This window comes from uncultured Nocardioides sp. (genome assembly GCF_902805925.1).
GTDB lineage: Bacteria > Actinomycetota > Actinomycetes > Propionibacteriales > Nocardioidaceae > Nocardioides.
In genome coordinates this window covers 1-21,157 of record NZ_CADCUP010000129.1, presented here as the reverse complement: position 1 = coordinate 21,157, position 21,157 = coordinate 1, and the positions used below count along the sequence as shown (strand labels likewise).

The window sequence follows — 21,157 nt, the reverse complement described above, 5'->3', positions numbered from 1 at the left end:
TGCCTTACCTATTCTCCCCCGCCGCAGGGCTTCCCGTGCTCCGCGCGCCTCGCTAGCGTCGAGCCATGGCCTCGCGACTGAACCCCTACATCAGCTTCAAGGACGACGCCCGGTGGGCGCTGGAGTTCTACCAGTCCGTGCTCGGCGGAACGTCGGTCCTCAACACCTTCGGCGAGTACGGCGACCCCTCGGCGCCCGGCGCCGACCTGGTCATGCACGCGCTGCTCGAGACGCCGGCCGGCCCCCTGATGCTGGCCGACACCCCGCCGGGCATGGAGCACAGCCCCGGCGCCGACATCGCGATCAGCCTCTCCGGCGACGACCCCGAGGACCTGCGCCGCTGGTTCCACGGCCTGGCCGAGGGCGGCACGGTGACGGTCCCGCTGGAGAAGCAGATGTGGGGCGACGAGTTCGGCACGCTGACCGACAAGTTCGGCATCACCTGGATGGTCAACGTGGCTGGCCAGTCGGGCTGAGCCAGCAGCCGTCGGCGTCCCGCTCGAGGGACAGGTGGCCACCGCCGGGGAGCACGAGGTCCAGGGCGGCCGACCGGGGCAGCCCCACCAGGCCGGGGACCGTCACCATGACCGCTCCCCCGTGCCCGACCACGAGCGCGGCCTCGTCGTCCCCGGCCAGCCACGCCTCGAACACCGCGCCGAGCACCGCCTGCTCGTCGGCGTCGGTGCCGGCCGGCGAGCCGACGGCGTACTCCCGGAGGCCCTCGCGCACCACCACGTCGTCCACGCCCAGCACGGCGGCGATCTCGGCGGTCTGGACGGCGCGGGAGAGCGGGCTGCACCAGACCCGCGCGATGCGCTCGGCCCGCAGCGACTCACCGAGCGCCCGGGCCTGCGCCCGTCCGGCCCGGCTGAGGCTCCCGCCGTCGTCGGTGACGAGCATCGACTCGTAGTCGGCCTCGCCGTGGCGGGCCAGGAACACCCGGGCCGGGCAGTGCAGGTCGCTCATGCCGCCACGCTAGGGCAGTCTCGGGGCGCGGGGCGGAGCGCCACCGATCGTCAGCCGAGCCCGTTGGCCCGCCGGATGACGTCGACGATGCCGCCCATGATCTCGGTCAGCCCGAAGTCCCTGGGCGTGTAGACGGCCGCGACGCCGAGCGCGTGGAGCCGCCGGCCGTCGGAGTCGGGGATGATGCCGCCGACGATGACCGGCACGTCGCCGAGCCCGGCCTCGGCCAGTCCGTCCAGGACCGACGGCACCAGCTCCATGTGCGAGCCCGACAGGATCGAGAGGCCCACGCAGTGCACGTCCTCGGCCACGGCGGCGGCCACGATCTGCTGGGGGGTCAGCCGGATGCCCTGGTAGACGACCTCGAAGCCGGCGTCGCGGGCCCGGACGGCGACCTGCTCGGCGCCGTTGGAGTGCCCGTCGAGCCCCGGCTTGCCGACCAGGAGGCGCAGGCGCCCGCCGAGCTCCTCGCCGGTGGTCCGCACCCGCTCGCGGACCGCTGCCAGCTCGGCCCCGGACTCCTCGGCCCCCACGGCACCGGAGACGCCGGTGGGCGCCCGGAACTCGCCGAACACCCCTCGCAGGGCGCCGGCCCACTCTCCTGTCGTGGCGCCGGCCCGGACGGCGGCGAGGGTGGCCTCCATCAGGTTCCGCGACGTCGTGGCGTCCTCGGCCAGGCGGGCGAGGGCCTCCTGGACCTCAGTCTCGTCCCGCTGCGCCTTCCACTCCTCGACCGACGTCAGCGCCGACTGCTCGGCCCGGGGGTCGGCGGCCATGACGGCGCCCTCGAGGTCGGCGGTCAGGGGCGACGGCTCGGTGGTCCGGTAGCGGTTGACGCCCACGACGACCTCCTCGCCGGACTCGATGCGGCCGCGGCGCGCGGCGTGGGCGGAGACGAGCGCCTGCTTCATGTAGCCGGACTCGACGGCGGCGATGGCGCCGCCGAGCGCCTGCACGCGGTCCATCTCGGCCCTGGCACCGGTCACCAGGCCGGCCACCCTGGCCTCGATGACGTGCGAGCCGTCGAAGATGTCGTCGTGCTCCAGCAGGTCGGACTCGAAGGCGAGCACCTGCTGGATCCGCAGCGACCACTGCTGGTCCCACGGGCGCGGGAGGCCGAGCGCCTCGTTCCACGCCGGGAGCTGTACGGCGCGCGCCCGCGCGTTCTTCGACAGGGTGACGCCGAGCATCTCGAGCACGATGCGCTGCACGTTGTTCTCGGGCTGGGCCTCGGTCAGACCCAGCGAGTTGACCTGGACGCCGTACCGGAACCGGCGCATCCCGGCGTCCTGGACGCCGTAGCGCTCGCGGGTGATCTCGTCCCAGAGCCGGACGAACGCGCGCATCTTGCACGTCTCCTCGACGAAGCGCACGCCGGCGTTGACGAAGAAGGAGATCCGGCCGACGACCCTCTCGAAGTCCGCCTCGTCGACCTGGCCGGAGGCCTTGACGCGGTCGAGCACGGCGATGGCGGTGCAGAGCGCGTAGGCCAGCTCCTGCTCGGGTGTCGCGCCGGCCTCCTGCAGGTGGTAGCTGCAGATGTTGATCGGGTTCCACTGGGGGATCCGGTGGACGGTGTAGGCGATCAGGTCGCTGATCAGGCGCAGGGAGTGCTCGGGCGGGAACACGTAGGTGCCTCGCGAGAGGTACTCCTTGATGATGTCGTTCTGGGTGGTGCCGGCCAGCCGGGCCGCCACCTCGGCGGGGTCCGCGCCGGGGTTCTGCTCCTCGGCCGCCACCTGGTACAACGCCAGCAGCCACATCGCCGTGGCGTTGATGGTCATCGAGGTGTTCGTCGCGGTGAGGGGGATGTCCTCGAAGAGCCGGCGCATCTCCCCCAGGTGCGGCACCGGCACCCCGACCTTGCCCACCTCGCCGCGCGCCAGCGGGCTGTCGGGGTCGTAGCCGGTCTGGGTGGGCAGGTCGAAGGCGACCGACAGCCCGGTCTGGCCCTTGGCGAGGTTGGAGCGGTAGAGCGCGTTGGAGGCGGCCGCCGTCGAGTGACCGGCGTAGGTCCGCATCACCCAGGGCCGGTCCCTGCCGGCGGCGGGGCCGGTGTCGCTCGCGGTGGGCTCGCTCATGCCATGAGGGTAGGGCGGCGGTTACCCGGGCGTAACGGGCTGCGGGTGTGGCACTTCCCACGCGCGGCCCGGTCAAGACATCGCCCGCAGGGGTTCCGGCGGCCGCCGCCGGTCGGTGGATGGGACTGGCCCCCCGGAGCGAGGAACGAGCGGAGGGGTGGTTGCCGGCCGGCGGGGGTCGCCGGAACACCAGAGGACGACGGCGCGCGCCGGGACGCAGGACCCTTAGGCGGGAACGGCTTGGCGCTCCACCTCGACGACGCGGATCAGCCGCGAGAGGTGCAGCATCCGGCGCACGTGCGGGCCGCAGCCGCGCAGGGTGAGGCGGTGTCCCTGCCGCACCGCCTGACGGGTGGCCACCGCGAGCACACGCAGGGCGGTGACGTCGACCGTGGTCACCTTGCTCATGTCGATCACGACGTCCTCGCCGTGCTCCTCGAGGTGCTCGTGCAGGTGCTCGTAGAGCGCCGCCCGGACCTCCCACGTGCTGCGCACGTCGAACTCTCCGCCGAGCACGAGTGTCGGACCGTCGCTGATGATCTCCACGCCACTCCCCTTCCGACGTCTGCGGACCGCCGGTGCTGCCGATGACCGCCCCCGTCGACGGCCACCGCTGATGACTATGACTCTGTCGTACCTCGCGGGCTTGCCGCCGCGCCACGGTCTTTCGGCCCGTTCTGCCGGGCCCCGCCCGGCGCCGCCGGATACCGGACGAGGACGCGGAGCAGCGTCCGAATGTGACGGAAGTGACCGATGTGACTAGGCCAATGCCCCGGTCGGCTGTCCACAGCGGCCCCACTACGCTCGGGCCATGGTCAACCTCACCCGCATCTACACCCGCACCGGCGATGCCGGGACCACCCGCCTGGGCGACATGAGCGAGACGTCGAAGACCGACCTGAGGCTCGCGGCGTACGCCGACGTCGACGAGGCGAACGCCTCGCTGGGGGTGGCGCTGGCCTGCGGCGACCTCGAGGACGACGTCGTCGAGCTGGTCGTGCGGGTGCAGAACGACCTGTTCGACGTGGGCGCCGACCTGTGCACGCCGGTGGTCGCGGAGCCGCAGTTCCCGCCGCTGCGCGTGGAGCAGGACTACGTCGACCGCCTCGAGGGCTGGTGCGACACCTACAACGAGCCGCTGCCGGCGCTGCGCTCGTTCATCCTCAACGGCGGCACGGCGGGGGCGGCGCACCTGCACGTCGCCCGGACCGTCGTACGCCGCGCGGAGCGCTCGGGCTGGGCGGCGTGGCGCGAGCACGAGGACACCATGAACGTCCTCACCCTGACCTACCTCAACCGGCTCTCCGACCTGCTGTTCATCCTCGCCCGGCACGCGAACCGGGCGCAGGGCGACGTGCTGTGGAAGCCGGGCGGCGAGCGGGGCTGAGCACGACCAGGGCGAGCAGCCCGGTGCCGAGCCCGATCAGGGCCATGCCCGCGACTCCTCGCGGCGCGAAGATGTGGTCGAGGTGCACGAGCACCGCCCCGGGCGCGAGCAGCAGCCCCGGCAGCGCGGCGACCCGGTGGCGCCACAGGGCGTCGGCCGCGACCGCGACGGTGGCCGCGAGCAGCGCCCACGAGCCGGTCTCGCCGAGCCGCCCGCCGATGGCGAACAGGTAGCGCACCTCGTCGGGCCGCACGACGTTCTCCCCCAGGCGCCAGGTGACGTAGCCGGCGGCGATGCCGCTGATGACGTCGAGGGCGGTGTACGCCGCGGCGTAGACGAAGGCGGTCAGGCGGACCAGCCACGCCACCGGGTCGGTGCGACCCCGCACCAGCACGGCCAGGGCCACGCCGACCAGCGGGAACACAAAGAGGGCGACGACGTGCAGCATCGTCCAGCGGGGCGCCGTCTCGATGACCAGGTAGTGCGGGTGGAGGAGCCCGGCCGCGGCCAGGACGAGCCCGGGGAGAGCCAGCGCGACGGCCGTGCCGGTCGTGCGGCGGTCGGGGGTCATGCGGCGACCGTAGTCCCGCCCTCAGCGCCGGGCGGGCTCCCGCGCGGCCGGGACGGCCAGCGCCGCGGGCACCAGCACGCACGCGACCACGAGCAGGCTCTCGAGGGTGCCGACGCGGTCGCCGACGAACCCGAGCAGCGGTGGTCCGGCCAGGAACGCCGCGTACCCGATGGTCGACACCACGCTCACCCGGGCCGCCGCGTGCACCGGGTCGTCGGCCGCGGCGCTCATCCCGACGGGGAAGCCGAGGGCGGCTCCGGCGCCCCACAGGAGGATCCCGACCGCGACCACGACGGGGTGCTGGCCCAGCACGATCAGCAGCACGCCGGCGCCGGCCGCGACCATGGTCGACCACAGCACCTGGACCCGGCCGAACCGGTCGATGAGGCCGGTGCCGACGAAGCGGCAGACGGTCATGGCGGCCACGAACAGCGCGAAGCCCGCCACGCCGGTCGAGTGGGAGGCGTCGTAGCCGTCGACCAGCGCGACCGCCAGCCAGTCGTTGGCGGTGCCCTCGGTGAGGGCCAGCGCGAGCACCATGACGCCGATGACCAGGGTGCGCGGCTCCAGCCACGCCCCCAGGGCGCCGGGGCGGTCCGCGTGCGGGACCTCGGCGACCGGGAGGAACGAGCCGGCGGTCGTCCAGACGAGCACCAGGGCGCCGACGGCCACCAGCGAGAGGTGCCAGACGGCGGGCACGTCGAGCGCGACGAGCCCCGCGCCCGCGAGGGCGCCCACGACGGTGCCGAGGCTGAAGCCGGCGTGGAAGCGCGGCATGATCGCGCGGCCGAGGTGGCGCTCGACCTCGGCGCCCTCGACGTTCATCGCGACGTCCCACACCCCGATGCCCACGCCGTACACGAACAGGCCGGCGGCGGTGAGGGGCAGCACGTTGCCCAGGCCGATCGCGGCGGCGAGCAGCCCCGTCGCGGCGGCCAGCGCGCCGCACCTCACGACGCGCACGGTGCCGAAGGCGGCGATCAGGGCGCCGGTGGTCGGCAGCGCGATGAGCGAGCCGATCGCGATGGTGAGCAGGAGAAGCCCCAGCGAGCCGTTGGAGAGGTCGAAGCCCGAGCGCGCCTCCGGGATCCGGGAGACCCAGGTGGAGAAGCACAGGCCGTTGAGGAAGAACGAGAGCGCCACCACGTTGCGGGCCGTGAGGTGGGACCTGGTCGTCACGGGAGCCGTCACACGTGCCTCGCTCCCCCGGGCGGCCCCGCCTCGAGCCACGACTGGAACCCGGTCAGCGACTGCGGGTCCATGGCGAGCTCGAGCGGCCCGTCGTCGGTGGAGCACTCGACGACGACGTGGTCGGCGTACAGCGACATCTGCTCCACCCCGGAGGGCTCGCGCCGGCCGGCGAAGGCGACGCGGTCGCGCTGCCACACGCGCTTGGGCCGTGGGGAGAGGGAGAAGATGCGGAACCACTCGAGGTCGTCACCGGAGTAGCGACCCAGGCCCAGCAGCCAGCCGCGGCCCGCGTGGGAGGTACGGATGCGGTAGCTGAGCTCGAAGGTCCCACCGTGGCGGGAGAGCAGCCGCCGCCGCACGATGAGGGCGATGCCGTAGAGGATGACGAGCACGAGCAGGAGGCCGGCTGCCGAGAGAAGCCACTGCCACAGCGGCATCCAGCCCCTCCTGCACGACGTCGTTGCGGGAGCTCGGCCTGCGGCATCACCGACCGCAGGGCGGAGCCCTGGAGAAAGGCAGCAGGGTGAGCCACGGTCTCCCGTGCGCTCACCCTACTGCCGGTAGTTCAGTGTTGGATCAGGAGGCCAGCTCCACGGCCCGGATGCGGGCCTCGGCCCGGCGGACCGCCTCGTGGGCGGCGTCGTCGTTCTCGCCCGAGGACTTTGCCCGCTCGAGGTCGTGGCGTGCCGTCTCCAGGTCGATCTCGTGCGACATCTCGGCCCGCTCGGAGAGGATCGAGACGCGGTTGTTGGCCACCGAGAGGAAGCCGGCGTCCACGGCCGCGACCCAGGTCTCGCCGTCGGCGGTCTGCACGTCGACGACGCCCTCGATGATCACCGACAGCATGGGAGCGTGGTTCGGCAGGATGCCGACGTCGCCCTCCGTGGTGCGCGCGATGACCATCGTGGCCTCCCCCGACCACACCAGGCGGTCGGCGGCGACGAGCTCGACCTGGAGCTGCGAGCCACTCATCACAGGTTCTTCTGGATGTCAGCCCACTTGGCCTCGACGTCGTCGAGACCACCGCACATGAAGAACGCCTGCTCGGCGACGTGGTCGTACTCACCGTCGGCGATCTTGTTGAACGCCTCGATGGTGTCGGCCACGGAGACCGTCGAGCCCTCGATGCCGGTGAACTGCTTGGCGACGTAGGTGTTCTGCGACAGGAACCGCTGGATGCGACGGGCCCGGTGCACGATGATCTTGTCCTCCTCGGACAGCTCGTCGACACCGAGGATCGCGATGATGTCCTGCAGCTCCTTGTTGCGCTGGAGGATCTGCTTGACCCGGATGGCCGCCTGGTAGTGGGCGTCCCCGATGTACTGGGGGTCCAGGATCCGCGAGGTCGACGTCAGCGGGTCCACCGCGGGGTAGATCCCGAGCGAGGCGATGTCGCGCGAGAGCTCGGTCGTGGCGTCCAGGTGCGCGAACGTCGTGGCCGGGGCCGGGTCGGTGTAGTCGTCGGCCGGCACGTAGATCGCCTGCATCGAGGTGATCGAGTGGCCACGGGTGGAGGTGATCCGCTCCTGCAGCTGACCCATCTCGTCGGCGAGGTTGGGCTGGTAGCCCACCGCGGACGGCATGCGGCCGAGCAGGGTGGAGACCTCGGAGCCGGCCTGGGTGAAGCGAAAGATGTTGTCGATGAAGAGCAGCACGTCCTGCTGCTGCACATCGCGGAAGTACTCCGCCATCGTCAACGCCGACAGCGCGACCCGCAGGCGGGTGCCGGGCGGCTCGTCCATCTGGCCGAACACCAGGGCGGTCTGGCCGATGACGCCGGCCTCGTCCATCTCCGCGATGAGGTCGTTGCCCTCGCGGGTGCGCTCGCCGACGCCGGCGAACACCGACACACCGCCGTGGTCCTTGGCGACGCGGGCGATCATCTCCTGGATGAGCACCGTCTTGCCGACCCCGGCACCACCGAACAGGCCGATCTTGCCGCCCTGCACGTAGGGGGTGAGCAGGTCGATGACCTTGATGCCGGTCTCGAACATCTGCGTCTTCGCCTCGAGCTGGTCGAAGGCCGGCGGGCGACGGTGGATGCCCCAGCGCTCCTTGACGTCGAGCGTCTCGCCCTCGGCGAGGTTGAGGCAGTCACCGGTGGTGTTGAACACCTTGCCCAGCGTCGCGTCGCCCACGGGGACCGTGATCGGCTTACCGGTGTCGGTGACCTGCGAGCCACGCACCAGGCCGTCGGTGGGGCGCATGGAGATGGCGCGCACCATGCCGTCACCGATGTGCTGGGCGACCTCGAGGATGATGGTCTGGGTCGCGTCGTTCAGGGTCAGGTCGACCTCGAGCGCGTTGTAGATCCCCGGCATCGCGTCGGTCGGGAACTCGATGTCCACGACCGGGCCGATGACCCGCGCGATCCGGCCGACGGAGCCCTGGGCGCCCGTCGTCGTCTCTTCAACAGTGGCAGTCATGTCTCTCACTCACTCCCGGCTTGTGCGTCGGCAAGGGCGTTGACGCCACCGACGATCTCGCTGATTTCCTGGGTAATGCCAGCCTGACGTGCCTGGTTGGCGATCCGCTTGTACTTCTTGATGAGCTCGTCGGCGTTGTCCGTCGCGGACTTCATCGCCTTCTGACGGGCGGCCAGCTCGGAGGCGGCAGCCTGCAGCAGGGCGAAGAAGATCCGGCTCTGGACGTAGCGCGGGAGCAGGGAGTCGAGCACCTCGGCGGGCGAGGGCTCGAACTCGTAGAGCGGCAGCAGGTCGGCCTCGCCCGGCCGCTCCTCGCCCTCCACGACCTCCAGCGGGAGGAGGCGGACGGCGGTGGGCTCCTGCAGGAGCATCGACCGGAAGCGCGTGTAGACCACGTGCACCTCGTCGACCCCCTCCGGGGCACCCTCGGCCGGCTCCTCGCCGTCGTCGCTGATGAAGGCGGCGATCAGCGTGGCGCCCACGTCGGCGGCGACGTCGTACGTCGGCTGGTCGGAGAAGCCGGTCCAGGCCTGCACGACGCGGCGCTGACGGAACCTGAAGTAGGCCTCGCCCTTGCGACCGGTGACGTAGAGGTCGACCTCCTTGCCCTCGCCGCGCAGCTTCTCGACGAGGCGCTCGACCTCCCGCAGGACGTTCGAGGAGTAGGCACCCGCGAGGCCGCGGTCGCTGGTGACCACCAGCACCGCGGCCCGCCTGGGGTTCTCCGGCTCGGTGGTCAGGGCGTGGTCGACGTTGGAGAACGTCGCCACGGCCGAGACCGCCCGGGTCAGCTCGCGGGCGTACGGCGCGGCCGACTGGGCTCGCTGCTGCGCCTTGATGATGCGGGACGCGGCGATGAGCTCCATGGCCCGCGTGATCTTCTTCATCGACTCCGTCGACTTGATCCGCGCGCGGTACTCGCGTACCGAGAGAGCCATCGTCAGGCCCGCCTCTGCTTGACGATCTGCTCCTGCTCGACGTCCTCGTCCTCGAGAGCGACGTGCTCCTCCTTGCCGGCCTTGATCGACTGGCCGTCGGAGGTCTCGAACTGGTCGAGGAAGGAGTCGTAGGCCGAGGCGATCTCGGACTCGGTGGACTCCTCGAACCTCAGCGACTCGCGGATGCCCGAGAGGATCCCCTCGTGCGAGCGGCGCAGGTAGTCGAGGAACTCGTGCTCGAAGCGCAGCACGTCGTCGGCCGGGACCCGGTCGAGGCGACCGGAGGTGCCCAGCCACAGGGAGGCGGTCATCTCCTCCAGCGGGTACGGCGAGTACTGCGGCTGCTTGAGCAGCGCCATCAGGCGCTGGCCACGGTCGAGCTGCTGGCGTGAGGCGGCGTCGAGGTCGGAGGCGAACATGGCGAACGCCTCCATGGCGCGGAACTGCGCCAGGTCGACCTTGAGCGAGCCGGTGACGGCCTTCATCGCCTTGGTCATCGCCGAGCCGCCCACGCGCGACACCGAGACACCCACGTCGATGGCGGGGCGCTGGTTGGCCGCGAACAGGTCGGACTGCAGGAAGATCTGCCCGTCGGTGATCGAGATGACGTTGGTCGGGATGAACGCCGAGACGTCGTTGGCCTTGGTCTCCACCATCGGCAGGCCGGTCATCGAGCCGGAGCCCATCTCGTCGGAGAGCTTCGCGCAGCGCTCCAGCAGGCGGGAGTGCAGGTAGAAGACGTCACCGGGGTAGGCCTCGCGGCCCGGCGGGCGACGCAGCAGCAGCGACACGGCGCGGTAGGCCTCGGCCTGCTTGGTCAGGTCGTCGAACACGATGAGGACGTGCTTGCCGTCGTACATCCAGTGCTGGCCGATGGTGGAGCCGGTGTAGGGCGCGAGGTACTTGAAGCCCGCCGAGTCCGAGGCCGGGGAGGCGACGATCGTGGTGTACTCCAGCGCGCCGGCCTCCTCGAGGGCACCGCGCACCGAGGCGATGGTCGAGCCCTTCTGACCGATGGCGACGTAGATGCAGCGCACCTGCTTGTCGGGGTCGCCGGACGCCCAGTTCTGCTTCTGGTTGATGATCGTGTCGATCGCGATCGTGGTCTTGCCCGTGGCGCGGTCGCCGATGATCAGCTGGCGCTGACCCCGGCCGATCGGGGTCAGCGAGTCGATGGCCTTGATGCCGGTGGCCAGCGGCTCGTGCACCGACTTGCGCTGCATCACCGAGGGCGCCTGGACCTCGAGGGCCCGGCGGCCGGTGGTCTGGAGCTCGCCGAGGCCGTCGATCGGCACGCCGAGCGGGTCGACGACCCGGCCGAGGTAGCCGTCGCCGACGGGCACCGACAGGATCTCCCCGGTACGGCGGACCGGCTGGCCCTCCTCGATCTTGTCGTAGTCGCCCAGGACGACGACACCGATCTCGCGGGTGTCGAGGTTCAGGGCGATGCCCAGCGTGCCGTCCTCGAACTCGAGCAGCTCGTTGGCCATGACCGAGGGGAGGCCACTGACCCGGGCGATGCCGTCGCCGGCCTCGGCCACGGTGCCGACCTCTTCCTTGCTGGCCGTCTCGGGCTGGTAGTCGGCCACAAAGCGCTGCAGCGCGTCCCGGATCTCATCCGGACGAATCGTTAGCTCCGTCATTTCCCTTGTCCTGACTTCTCGTCTGCTCGGTGTTCGTGGGGTGGTCAGCCGGCGAGCTTGCGCCGGGCGTCGTCGAGGCGGCTGACCACGGTGCCGTCGATGACGTCGTCGCCGATCTCGACGCGGATGCCGCCGATGACGTCGGGGTCGACGACGACGTTGAGGTGGATCTCCCGGTCGTACTGGCGCGACAGGGCGTCGGTCAGGCGCTGGCGGTCAGCGTCGGACAGAGGACGCGCCACCTTCACGGTAGCGACCTTCTCCCCGTGCACCTCGGCTGCGACCTGCTGGTAGGTCGCCAGGGCGACCGTCACGGTGCGGTAGGTGCCGGCCAGGGCCTGCGTCGCCAGGGTCAGCGTCGCGGGCAGCGCCCGGCCGGAGAGCAGCCGCTGGAGCAGCGCCACCTTGTCGCCGGTGGAGCGCGACGGGTCCGAGAGCGCGTCGCGGAGCCCGGGAGCGTCGTTGACGGTCTGGGCCAGGACGAACAGCTCGTCGGCCAGCCGGCCGGAGTCGGAGCCCGTGGACCTGACGACCGCGACCTCGCCCAGCGTCTCGAGGGCCTCGGGAAGGTCCCGGGTGCCGGTCCAGCGATGGGCGACCGCCACATCGACGACCGCCGCGGCCTGGGCCGCGACCCTGCCCGCGAGGATCTGGCGCACCAGGCCCTGCTTGGCGGAGGCCGGCAGCGAGACGTCCGTGGCGACGCGTCGCAGGGACGCCTCGCGGCGCATGAGCTGGGCGACGGCGAACAGGTCGTCGCCCGCCCGGCCGGCGGCCTCGGCGTCGCCGCGGACCTGCTCGTCGAGCACGCTCCTCAGCGATGCGTAGGCCTCGGCCGAGGCGCCCCGGAACGACATCAGCGGGCGCCTTCCAGCTCGGCGAGGAAGCGCTCGACCACGCGGCTCTGGCGAGCCTCGTCGTCCAGGCTCTCACCGACGATGCGACCGGCCAGACCGGTGGCGAGGGTGCCGACCTCGGCCCGCAGCGAGGTGACCGCCTGCTGGCGCTCGGCCTCGATCTGCGCCTTGCCGTGCTCGACGATGCGCGACGACTCGGCCTGGGCCTGCTGCCGCATCTCGGCGACGATCTGGGCGCCCTGCTCGCGAGCCTCCTCGCGGATGCGCGCGGCCTCGTGCCGGGCGTCGGCCAGCTGCTTCTCGAGCTCGGCCAGCCTGGCGTCGGCCTCGGCCTGCTTGTTCTCGGCCGCAGCCAGGCCGCCCTCGATCGCCTGGGTCCGCTCGGCGAAGGTCTTCTCGAAGCTCGGGACGACGAACTTCTTGACCAGCCAGAAGAGGATGGCGAAGACCACGAGCGAGAGGATGATCTCGATCGGGTGCGGGATGACCGGGTTGAGCGAGTGCTCTTCCTCGGCCGCCCGGAGGATCACAGTCTGCATGGGCGGGTCCTTGTGTCGGTCGGTGCGCGCGTCAGAGGACGAACGCGAGGGCGATACCGATGATCGCCAGGGCCTCGGCGAGCGCGAAGCCCAGGATGGCGATCGACTGCAGGCGGCCCTGGGCCTCCGGCTGACGGGCGACGCCGGAGATGTACGCGGCGAAGATCAGGCCGATGCCGACGCCCGGGCCGATGGCGGCCAGGCCGTAGCCGATCATGTTGAGGTTGCCGTCCACGGCTATTTCCTTTCGGTTGGTGCTACTGGAGGTGCGGGTTGGACAAACGGGGGTAGGCGGGTCAGTGCTCCTCGGAGACGGCGCCGGAGATGTACATGGCGTTCAGGAGGACGAAGACGTAGGCCTGCAGGAACTGCACCAGCAGCTCCAGGAAGGCGATGGCGATGAAGAGCAGCCAGGCCAGGATGCCGACCGGGGCGTACTGGATGGCCATCTCCAGGACGAGGTACTCACCGCCCAGCGCGAAGAGGATGAGCAGCAGGTGGCCGGCGAACATGTTGGCGAAGAGTCGCAGGGCCAGCGTCACGGGGCGGACGACGATGTTGGAGAGGAACTCCAGCGGGACGAGCAGCAGCAGGATCGGGCCGCCCACGCCCGCCGGCACCGACTGGTGCTTGAAGTAGCCCACGAAGCCGTGCTTCTTGATGCCCACCGCGTTGTAGATGACCCAGCTGAGCAGCGCCAGCCCGTAGACCATGCCCGACCGGGAGAAGGTCGGGAACTGGATGCCGGGGATCGTCGCGAAGACGTTGTTGACGAGGATGAAGAAGAACAGCGCGAAGAGGTACGGCACGAACCGCATGAAGTCGTGGCTGCCGATGATGTCGCGCCCCATGGAGTTGCGCACGAAGCCGTAGGCCTGCTCGCCGACGAACTGCAGCTTGCCCGGCACCATCGCCCGCTTGCGGGAGGCGAGGTAGAAGAAGCCGAAGACGAGGCCGGCCGCCAGCAGCAGCTGCAGCATCGGCTTGGTGACACCGAGGTACATCTCCTGGCCCAGGAACTCGAACGTCCGGTCGGGCCCGATCGGAGGCAGGTTGAAGTCCGCGGGCCCCGGGGGCGTGAACTCACTCTTCAGTGACATGCCGATGGTGCTCACGGTGTCTCCTGTGTCTGCGTCTGGCGGGAAGCGGTGGGTCCTGGTGCGGGCACTAGCGCTGGTCGGGCGGATCCGGCCGGGGCGAGGGCGTGGACCACGGTGCGTTGAACCGCTTCCAGGTCATGTAGATCCCCAGACACACCCCCGTGAGGATCCCGATGACCACGAGGAAGCTGGTGTCCAACCAACGGTCCAGGCCCCAGCCGATGAGTCCGTAGACCAGCACCCCGGAGACGAGGTACCCGAAGGCGTGCCACGGGTCGCCTCGGGGCTCTTCGTCGGGGTGCGGTGACGGAGGAGTCTGCTGTGCCATCGCGCCCCGGACAATAGCAGTCGGCCCGGGTCATCGCGCACCCGCCTCCGGTCGCCCACCGCCGTCCCGGGAGGCCGTGGAGGCGGACAGGTCGTAGACCGGGATGCGGGCCCGGGTGGTGAGCGTGACCTGGGCGAGCAGCCACACCAGTGTCACCGCGATCACCCCGGCGGCCAGCCAGCCGCGGTCGAGGGCGTCGTCGAGGAGGCCGGAGCCGGTGAGCGCCACGAAGACCAGCGCCATGACGACGACCTGGAGGGTGTAGGTCAGCAGGGCCACCATCAGGGACATGCTCGGCATCACGCGGGCCACGAGGTCGACGGAGAACGAGCCCACGGAGAAGACGACGAGCGCGATCGCGGCGCCGACCAGGGCGCCGTACGCCGCCGGCGAGCCCGCTGCCATCGCGCCCACGACCGTGAGGACGACGGCGACGACGAGGCCCGAGACAGCCGCTCCCGAGAGCACTGGCACGCCCTGGAGGCGGCTGGCCTGCTTCGGCTCGGTCGTCATCACGGCGGCCGTTCTGTGGAGGGACTGCTGGCGGCTCCCGGGGTGCTCTCCAGGTGCTAGTGAAAACTATCACAAAGTCTGCGGCGGCCTGAAATCAGCCGTCCTCGGGCTCCGCCGCCCGCGCCAGGACGGGCTTGTTGACCCGGGGCAGCAGGAACGTCAGCACGATGGTGGCGCCGGTCATCAGCGCCAGCGCCGTCCACATCAGGCCGCCGGCGTAGAGGCTCACGATGACGACGCCGAAGCCCACCAGCCCGGCCCACAGCCACATGATGAAGACGGCGCGGCGCTGGGAGTGCCCGATCTCGAGCAGGCGGTGGTGCAGGTGCTGCTTGTCGGGCGAGAAGGGCGAGCGTCCGGCCCGGGTGCGGCGCACGACGGCCATGACGAGGTCGGCGAGCGGCACCAGGCACAGCGACAGGGGCAGCAGGAGCGGCAGCAGCAGGATCGGGCCCGAGCGGCCGCCCTCGGCGCCGCTGGTGATGTCGGCGCCGTCGAACTGGCCGGTGATGGTCAGCGCGCTGGCCGACAGCACGAGCCCGATGAGCATCGAGCCGCTGTCGCCCATGAACAGCCGGGCCGGGTGGAAGTTGTGCGGCAGGAAGCCGACGCAGGCACCGCCCAGCGACGCCGCGAGGAGCGCCCCGGTGGTGGCGAGGGAGAGCCCGTTGAGGTTGGCGACCTGGTAGCAGAAGACGAAGAAGGCGAGCGCGCCGATGCCGACCACACCGGCGGCCAGGCCGTCGAGCCCGTCGACGAAGTTCACGGCGTTCATGGTGGCGACGACGATGAAGACGCTCAGCAGGGCGCCCTGGGCGGGGTCGAGCGAGAGCTGGACCCCGTCGGAGTCGGGGAAGTAGTAGAGCCGCACCCCGAAGAAGACGAGCAGCCCGGAGGCGAGCACCTGCCCGCCGAACTTGGTGAGCGCGTCGAGGTCGAAGACGTCGTCGATGACCCCGACGGCGCAGATCAGCGCCCCGGCGATGAGCACGATGCCGGCGTCGCGGAACACGAACGGGTCGCTGGTGGAGAGGAAGGGCAGCTCCCGTCCCACGAGGTACGCCGCGACGAGCCCCCCGAGCATGGCCAGCCCGCCGAGGTAGGGGATCGGCTCGGCGTGGACGTCACGGTCGCGCACGGCGGCCACCGCTCCGGTGCGCAGGGCGATCTCACGCGCGATGACCGTCAACAAGTAGGTCGTGGCCGCGGCGACGAGGAAGACGAGGAGGTACTCGCGCACGCCCTAGCCCTCGTCGGTGAGGGCGGCACCCAGCGGCTCGAGGACGTCGTTGAGCTCCTCGAGGGTGAGTGCGCCCTGACGGAGGATGCGTCCCTGGTCGCCGGTCGCGTCGACGATGGTGGAGGGGTCCGAGCCGGGCGTGCGTCCGCCGTCGATGATGACCGCCACGCTGTCACCCAGCATGGTCTCCGCCTCGTCGGCGTCCAGGGCCGCGGGGCGACCGGTGATGTTGGCCGAGCTCACCGCGAGCGGGCCGGTGCGCTCGAGCACGGCGAGGGCGATGTCGTCGTCGGGCATGCGGATGGCCACGGTGCCCCGCGTCTCCCCGAGATCCCACTGCAAGGAGGTCTGCTGGTGGCACACCACCGTGAGCGGACCCGGCCAGAACTCGGCGACCAGCGCGCGCGCCCACCCGGGGACGTTGACGGCGAGGGCGTCCAGGGTCGTGGAGGCGCTGACCAGCACCGGCGGAGGCATGTCGCGGCCGCGGCCCTTGGCGTCCAGGAGCCGCTGCACGGCGGCCGCCTCGAACGCGTCGGCACCGATGCCGTAGACGGTGTCGGTGGGCATCACGACCAGCCGGCCGCGGCGGATCGCGAGGCTGGCCGCCTCGATGGCCTTCTCGAGCTCGTCCTCGGTGCCCGTGGGATAGCGCATGGGGGTCATCGTGCCAGTCGCGCCGTGAGGAACCGTGCACGCCCGGCCAGATCGTGGTGGTCGCGGACCTCCGCCCAGCGTCCCGCCCGGCTGAACACCTCGGGTGCGGACGCACCCTGCACGTCGGCGTGCTCGGCGCCGACCACCCCCCCGGGCTTCAGCAGGAAGGCGGCGCGCTCCTCGAGCACCCGCATGGCGTCCAGCCCGTCGTCACCCGAGAACAGCGCCAGGTGCGGGTCGTGGTCGCGGGCCTCCGCCGCGACCGACTCCCAGGCCTCGAGCGGGATGTACGGCGGGTTGCACACCACCACGTCGACCCGGCCCTGGAGGTCCCCGAAGGCGGTCGCCATGTCGCCCAGGCGCAGGTCGACGCCGGTGCCGGCGAGGTTGCGCTCGGCCCACGTGTGCGCCGGCGGGTCGAGCTCCACGGCGTGCACCCGGGCCCCGGGCACCTCGTGGGCGACCGACCTGGCGATCGCCCCGGACCCGGTGCACAGGTCCACCACGACGGGCGCCTCGAGGGCCCCCGCGGACTCGACGGCCCAGCCGGCGAGCAGCTCGGTCTCGGGCCGCGGCACGAACACGCCGGGGCCGACGGCGACGTCGACGTGGCGGAACCCCGCGGAGCCGGTCAGGTGCTGCAGGGGCTCGCGGGCGGCCCGGCGCGCGACCAGCGCCTCGAACGCCTCACGACGGGACTCCTCGACGAGGTCGATCTGGAAGAGGCGGCTCCGCGGCACGGCGTGCACGTGGGCGAGGAGCTCGGCGGCGTCGTGGTCGGGGCTGGCGACGCCCGCCTCGCGCAGCAGCCGCACGGCCTCGGCCAGGACGCTGGCTCGGCGCGGCATCAGGACTCCAGCGCGTCCAGGCGGGCCGCGAGGTCGGTCCGCACGCAGCTGTCGAGCACGGGCTGGAGGTCGCCGTCGAGCACCTGGTCGAGGTTGTGGGACTTGTAGCCCGTGCGGTGGTCGGAGATGCGGTTCTCGGGGTAGTTGTAGGTGCGGATCCGCTCCGACCGGTCGACGGTCCGGATCTGGCTCCTCCGGGCCGCGCTGGCCTCGGCGTTCGCCTCCTCCTCGGCGGCGGCCAGCAGGCGGGCGCGCAGGATGCGCATGGCCGACTCCTTGTTCTGCAGCTGGCTCTTCTCGTTCTGGCAGCTCACCACGATGCCGCTGGGCAGGTGGGTGATGCGCACCGCCGAGTCGGTGGTGTTCACGCTCTGCCCGCCGGGGCCGGAGGAGCGGAAGACGTCGATGCGCAGGTCGTTCTCGTCGAGGGTGACGTCGACCTGCTCGGCCTCGGGCATCACCAGCACCCCGGCCGCGGACGTGTGCACGCGCCCCTGGCTCTCGGTGACGGGCACCCGCTGCACCCGGTGCACGCCGCCCTCGAACTTCAGCAGGGCGTACGGCGCCTCGCCGGGCTCGGGGGTGCCCTTGGCCTTCACGGCCACCGTGACCGACTTGTAGCCGCCGAGGTCGGACCCGGTCGCGTCCAGGACCTCCGTGGCCCAGCCACGCTGCTCGGCGTACCGGGTGTACATGCGCAGCAGGTCGCCGGCGAACAGGGCGGACTCCTCGCCGCCCTCCCCCGACTTCAGCTCGAGGATGGCGTCCTTGGCGTCACTGGGGTCCCGGGGCACGAGCAGGTGCCGCAGCCGCTCCGCGACCACCGCCTGACGGGCCTCCAGCGGCTCCAGCTCGGCGGCGAAGGAGGCGTCCTCCTGGGCGAGCTCGCGGGCCGCCTCGATGTCCTCGCCCAGCGTGAGCCACTCGCGCCACGTGCCCACGACGGCCGTCAGCTCGGCGTACCGCTGGTTCAGCTGCTTGGCCAGGCGCTGGTCGGCATGGGTCTCGGGCGCCGCCAGGCGTCGCTCGAGCTCACCGTGCTCCTGCTGGAGTCCCTCGACTGCTTCGAACACTCAGCGCTCCTCGCCGACCAGTGGTTGATGGTGACATGACGAACGCCGGTCTCCGCGACCTACAGGTGCGGGGACCGGCGTCCGGATGGAGCTACTTCTTGGCTGCCTTGGCGTAGCGGGCCTCGAAGCGGGCGACGCGGCCGCCGGTGTCGAGGATCTTCTGCTTGCCGGTGTAGAACGGGTGGCACTGCGAGCAGACGTCGGCGCGCAGGGCGCCGGACGTGGCAGTGCTGCGGGTGGTGAACGACGCGCCACAGGTGCAGGTGACCTGGGTCTCGGCGTACTCCGGGTGGATGTCCTTCTGCATGTGAGTGTCCTCTCGAGGGTCGCCGGGTCGTCTTCGCCTGGTGCGGGGACGTGAACCGGAACCAGCGCACGATTGTGCCATCGTGCTCAACAGCGGGGCCAATCGCCACATTCCCCATGCTCGTGCCCGTGCGCCTCGGCCGTGGCCGACTGACTCACTGCGTGCGTGAGAGCAGGCTCTGCACCCGGGTCGCCAGCTCACGCGGGCTGAACGGCTTGGTGATGTAGTCGTCCGCCCCCGACTCGAAGCCGGTCTCGACGTCGGTCTCCTGGGCGCGCGCCGTCAGCAGGATCACCGGGAGGTCCGCGAGGCTCGGGTCGTTGCGGATGACGCGGACCGCCTCGAGGCCGGACATGCCGGGCATCATCACGTCGAGCACCGCGAGGTCGGGGCGGTTCGCCTGGCAGGCGTCGATCGCCGCAGCGCCGTCGGCCACCGCCACGATGTCGTGACCCAGGGTCGACAGCTTGAACTCCACCAGCTCCCTGATGTCGACGTCGTCGTCGGCTACCACAATGCGGGCCATCTGCCCTGCCTTCCTCGTGCGCTAGATCCGGCCTGAAGCCTAGCCGCGAGCCTGCGTCCGCGAGAGCGAATGGAGGGACTGGCCTGCGCGCTCACGAGCACGCTGGCCGGTCCGGTGAGCGGTCACTCGTTCCCGCCGTTGACCGACGGGGTGGTCTTCTGCACCTGCAGAAGGAACTCGATGTTCGTCTGCGACTTCCTCAGGCGCTCGAGGAGCAGCTCGAGGGCCTGCTGGCTGTCGAGGCTGGAGAGGACCCGGCGCAGCTTCCACACGATCGCTGTCTCCTCCTTGCTCATCAACAGCTCCTCGCGGCGGGTGCCGGACTGGACGGCGTCGATCGCGGGGAAGATCCGCTTGTCGGCGAACTCGCGACGCAGGCGCAGCTCCATGTTGCCGGTGCCCTTGAACTCCTCGAAGATCACCTCGTCCATCTTCGAGCCGGTCTCGACCAGGGCGGTGGCCAGGATGGTCAGCGAGCCGCCGTTCTCGATGTTGCGGGCGGCGCCGAAGAACCTCTTCGGCGGGTAGAGCGCCGAGGAGTCGACGCCACCGGAGAGGATCCGGCCGCTCGCCGGGGCGGCGAGGTTGTAGGCGCGTCCCAGCCGGGTGATCGAGTCGAGCAGCACGACGACGTCGTGACCGAGCTCGACCAGGCGCTTGGCCCGCTCGATCGCCAGCTCGGCCACCATCGTGTGGTCGGTCGCCGGGCGGTCGAACGTCGAGGCGATGACCTCGCCCTTGACCGTGCGCTGGAAGTCGGTGACCTCCTCGGGCCGCTCGTCGACCAGGACCACCATGAGGTGGCACTCGGGGTTGTTGGCGCTGATGGAGTTCGCGATCGACTGCAGCACCATCGTCTTGCCGGCCTTGGGCGGCGAGACGATCAGGCCGCGCTGGCCCTTGCCGATCGGGGCGGCGATGTCGATGACCCGGCCGATCAGGTTGGCGTGGTCGGTCTCGAGGCGCAGGCGATCGGTGGCGTGCAGCGGGGTGAACTTCGAGAACTCGGGCCGGTCCTTCGCAGCCTCCGGCTCGCCCCCGTTGACGCTGTCGATGCGCACCATCGGGTTGAACTTCTCCTTGCGCTCACCCTCCCGGGGCTGGCGCACCTGGCCCATCACCGCGTCGCCGCGGCGCAGCCCGAACCTGCGGACCATGGACAGGGAGACGTAGACGTCGTCGGTGCCGGGCAGGTAGCCGCTGGTGCGCACGAACGCGTAGTTGTCGAGCACGTCGAGGATGCCCGCGGCCGGCACCAGGACGTCGTCCTCGAGGATGGTCGTGTCGGGCTCGCCGCGGTTGCCGCGGGTGCGCTCGGGCTGCTGCGGACCGCGGTCGTTGCCCTGCGGTCGGTCGCGGTCACGGTCGCGGCCGCGACGACGACGGTTGCGACGACTGCCGCCGTCCTCGTCGCGGTCGTCGCGGCCATCGGCACGCTCGCCGCGCTCGCCGCGGTCCCGGTCCGTGCGGTCCGTGCGGTCCGTGCGGTCCCGGTCGCTGCGATCGGTCCCGTTGCGCTCGGTGCGCTCGGTGCGCTCTCGCTGGCCGGCGCCGCGCTCGCGGCCCCGGTCCGGCTGGTCCTGCGGGTCCTGGGCGGCACGGTCGGTGGCGCCGCCCTGCTGCGGCCGGTCGCCCTGCTGCTGCCGGGACTCCTCGCGACCGGACCGCTCCTCCGTGGGCTGGCGGGCCTGCTCCGCCTCTCCGGACTTCGCGCGCGAGCGCGTCCGTGCGGCGCGTGCCGGCCGCTCCGCGGTCGTCTCCTCGGGGGCCGGGGCCTCGCTCCGGCCGCTCTGCTCGGCAGCGGGCTGGGCACCCGACCGGCCGCTCGACTGACCGCTCGACTGGCCACCTGCTTGGCCACCTGACTGGGCCGCCTTGATGGCGTCGACCAGCTGGGCCTTCTTCATGGAGGCGGCCCCGGCGATGCCCATGCCGCCGGCCATCGTCTTGAGCTCGGCCAGGAGCA

Annotated in this window: 25 protein-coding genes; 2 read left to right on the top strand and 23 right to left on the bottom strand. The window is 71.4% G+C overall.

Annotated elements, in window-relative coordinates:
- Window positions 1–65: 65 nt before the first annotated feature.
- Window positions 66–476 (top strand): VOC family protein, encoded by a 411-nt coding sequence (locus QZX64_RS09315; RefSeq protein ID WP_295658626.1) that lies wholly within the window; start codon window positions 66–68, stop codon window positions 474–476.
- Here QZX64_RS09315 and QZX64_RS09310 read toward each other — a convergent pair.
- The 3 genes from QZX64_RS09310 to QZX64_RS09300 all read right to left on the bottom strand — a co-directional run bounded on the left by QZX64_RS09310 (window position 451) and on the right by QZX64_RS09300 (window position 3,593).
- Window positions 451–966, bottom strand: coding sequence for a histidine phosphatase family protein (locus QZX64_RS09310; RefSeq protein WP_295658624.1), 516 nt, complete (start codon window positions 964–966; stop codon window positions 451–453). The genes QZX64_RS09315 and QZX64_RS09310 overlap by 26 nt on opposite strands.
- Before the next feature lie 50 nt (window positions 967–1,016).
- Window positions 1,017–3,047: a protein meaA gene (locus QZX64_RS09305; protein WP_295658622.1), complete on the bottom strand. Its 2,031-nt coding sequence runs from the start codon at window positions 3,045–3,047 to the stop codon at window positions 1,017–1,019.
- A 225-nt stretch (window positions 3,048–3,272) separates the two neighbouring features.
- Entirely contained in the window at window positions 3,273–3,593 is a 321-nt protein-coding gene (locus QZX64_RS09300) for an STAS domain-containing protein (RefSeq protein ID WP_295658620.1), read from the bottom strand.
- 265 nt (window positions 3,594–3,858) lie between these two features.
- Here QZX64_RS09300 and QZX64_RS09295 point away from each other — a divergent pair, with 265 nt between their 5' ends.
- Window positions 3,859–4,434 (top strand): cob(I)yrinic acid a,c-diamide adenosyltransferase, encoded by a 576-nt coding sequence (locus QZX64_RS09295; RefSeq protein WP_295658618.1) that lies wholly within the window; start codon window positions 3,859–3,861, stop codon window positions 4,432–4,434.
- Here the strand turns inward: QZX64_RS09295 and QZX64_RS09290 are convergent.
- The 20 genes from QZX64_RS09290 to rho form a co-directional block, all read right to left on the bottom strand.
- On the bottom strand, window positions 4,364–5,005 hold the full coding sequence (locus QZX64_RS09290; RefSeq protein ID WP_295658616.1) for a hypothetical protein: 642 nt from the start codon (window positions 5,003–5,005) through the stop codon (window positions 4,364–4,366). The two genes, QZX64_RS09295 and QZX64_RS09290, sit on opposite strands and share 71 nt — an antisense overlap.
- Window positions 5,006–5,026: 21 nt before the next feature.
- Complete coding sequence (locus QZX64_RS09285) at window positions 5,027–6,184, bottom strand: MFS transporter (RefSeq protein ID WP_295658614.1); 1,158 nt, start codon at window positions 6,182–6,184, stop codon at window positions 5,027–5,029.
- Between the two features lie 8 nt (window positions 6,185–6,192).
- Window positions 6,193–6,633 (bottom strand): DUF2550 domain-containing protein, encoded by a 441-nt coding sequence (locus QZX64_RS09280; RefSeq protein ID WP_295658611.1) that lies wholly within the window; start codon window positions 6,631–6,633, stop codon window positions 6,193–6,195.
- 139 nt (window positions 6,634–6,772) lie between these two features.
- Window positions 6,773–7,168 (bottom strand): F0F1 ATP synthase subunit epsilon, encoded by a 396-nt coding sequence (locus tag QZX64_RS09275; RefSeq protein WP_295658609.1) that lies wholly within the window; start codon window positions 7,166–7,168, stop codon window positions 6,773–6,775.
- Window positions 7,168–8,622, bottom strand: coding sequence for a F0F1 ATP synthase subunit beta (atpD, locus tag QZX64_RS09270; protein ID WP_295658607.1), 1,455 nt, complete (start codon window positions 8,620–8,622; stop codon window positions 7,168–7,170). Before atpD ends, QZX64_RS09275 begins: the two co-directional genes overlap by 1 nt.
- Window positions 8,623–8,627: 5 nt before the next feature.
- A complete protein-coding gene (locus QZX64_RS09265; protein WP_295658605.1) occupies window positions 8,628–9,560 on the bottom strand; it encodes a F0F1 ATP synthase subunit gamma in 933 nt (310 codons plus the stop codon).
- 2 nt (window positions 9,561–9,562) lie between these two features.
- Window positions 9,563–11,203 (bottom strand): F0F1 ATP synthase subunit alpha, encoded by a 1,641-nt coding sequence (gene atpA, locus QZX64_RS09260; protein WP_295658603.1) that lies wholly within the window; start codon window positions 11,201–11,203, stop codon window positions 9,563–9,565.
- Window positions 11,204–11,247: 44 nt separating this feature from the next.
- Entirely contained in the window at window positions 11,248–12,060 is an 813-nt protein-coding gene (locus tag QZX64_RS09255) for a F0F1 ATP synthase subunit delta (protein ID WP_295658601.1), read from the bottom strand.
- Window positions 12,060–12,599, bottom strand: coding sequence for a F0F1 ATP synthase subunit B (locus QZX64_RS09250; protein ID WP_295658598.1), 540 nt, complete (start codon window positions 12,597–12,599; stop codon window positions 12,060–12,062). The genes QZX64_RS09255 and QZX64_RS09250 overlap by 1 nt, the downstream gene beginning before the upstream one ends.
- A gap of 31 nt (window positions 12,600–12,630) precedes the next feature.
- Window positions 12,631–12,834, bottom strand: coding sequence for an ATP synthase F0 subunit C (gene atpE, locus QZX64_RS09245; protein ID WP_269800883.1), 204 nt, complete (start codon window positions 12,832–12,834; stop codon window positions 12,631–12,633).
- Window positions 12,835–12,895: 61 nt separating this feature from the next.
- On the bottom strand, window positions 12,896–13,714 hold the full coding sequence (gene atpB / locus QZX64_RS09240) for a F0F1 ATP synthase subunit A (RefSeq protein WP_295658594.1): 819 nt from the start codon (window positions 13,712–13,714) through the stop codon (window positions 12,896–12,898).
- 52 nt (window positions 13,715–13,766) lie between these two features.
- Window positions 13,767–14,027 (bottom strand): AtpZ/AtpI family protein, encoded by a 261-nt coding sequence (locus QZX64_RS09235; protein WP_295658591.1) that lies wholly within the window; start codon window positions 14,025–14,027, stop codon window positions 13,767–13,769.
- Between the two features lie 30 nt (window positions 14,028–14,057).
- The gene (locus QZX64_RS09230) at window positions 14,058–14,540 is read right to left on the bottom strand and encodes a hypothetical protein (protein ID WP_295658589.1); all 483 of its coding nucleotides are present in this window, start codon (window positions 14,538–14,540) and stop codon (window positions 14,058–14,060) included.
- A gap of 94 nt (window positions 14,541–14,634) precedes the next feature.
- Window positions 14,635–15,780, bottom strand: a complete 1,146-nt coding sequence (locus QZX64_RS09225; protein ID WP_295658586.1) for a glycosyltransferase family 4 protein — start codon at window positions 15,778–15,780, stop codon at window positions 14,635–14,637.
- Between the two features lie 3 nt (window positions 15,781–15,783).
- A complete protein-coding gene (locus QZX64_RS09220) occupies window positions 15,784–16,437 on the bottom strand; it encodes an L-threonylcarbamoyladenylate synthase (protein WP_366558537.1) in 654 nt (217 codons plus the stop codon).
- 5 nt (window positions 16,438–16,442) lie between these two features.
- A complete protein-coding gene (gene prmC, locus QZX64_RS09215) occupies window positions 16,443–17,285 on the bottom strand; it encodes a peptide chain release factor N(5)-glutamine methyltransferase (protein WP_295658581.1) in 843 nt (280 codons plus the stop codon).
- Window positions 17,285–18,358, bottom strand: a complete 1,074-nt coding sequence (gene prfA, locus QZX64_RS09210; RefSeq protein ID WP_295658578.1) for a peptide chain release factor 1 — start codon at window positions 18,356–18,358, stop codon at window positions 17,285–17,287. Before prfA ends, prmC begins: the two co-directional genes overlap by 1 nt.
- Window positions 18,359–18,449: 91 nt before the next feature.
- Window positions 18,450–18,665 (bottom strand): 50S ribosomal protein L31, encoded by a 216-nt coding sequence (rpmE, locus tag QZX64_RS09205; RefSeq protein WP_295658575.1) that lies wholly within the window; start codon window positions 18,663–18,665, stop codon window positions 18,450–18,452.
- Window positions 18,666–18,819: 154 nt separating this feature from the next.
- Window positions 18,820–19,191 (bottom strand): response regulator transcription factor, encoded by a 372-nt coding sequence (locus tag QZX64_RS09200; RefSeq protein ID WP_295658572.1) that lies wholly within the window; start codon window positions 19,189–19,191, stop codon window positions 18,820–18,822.
- 122 nt (window positions 19,192–19,313) lie between these two features.
- Window positions 19,314–21,157, bottom strand: a 1,844-nt coding sequence (gene rho / locus QZX64_RS09195) for a transcription termination factor Rho (protein ID WP_295658569.1), incomplete at its 5' end; no start/stop codon positions are given.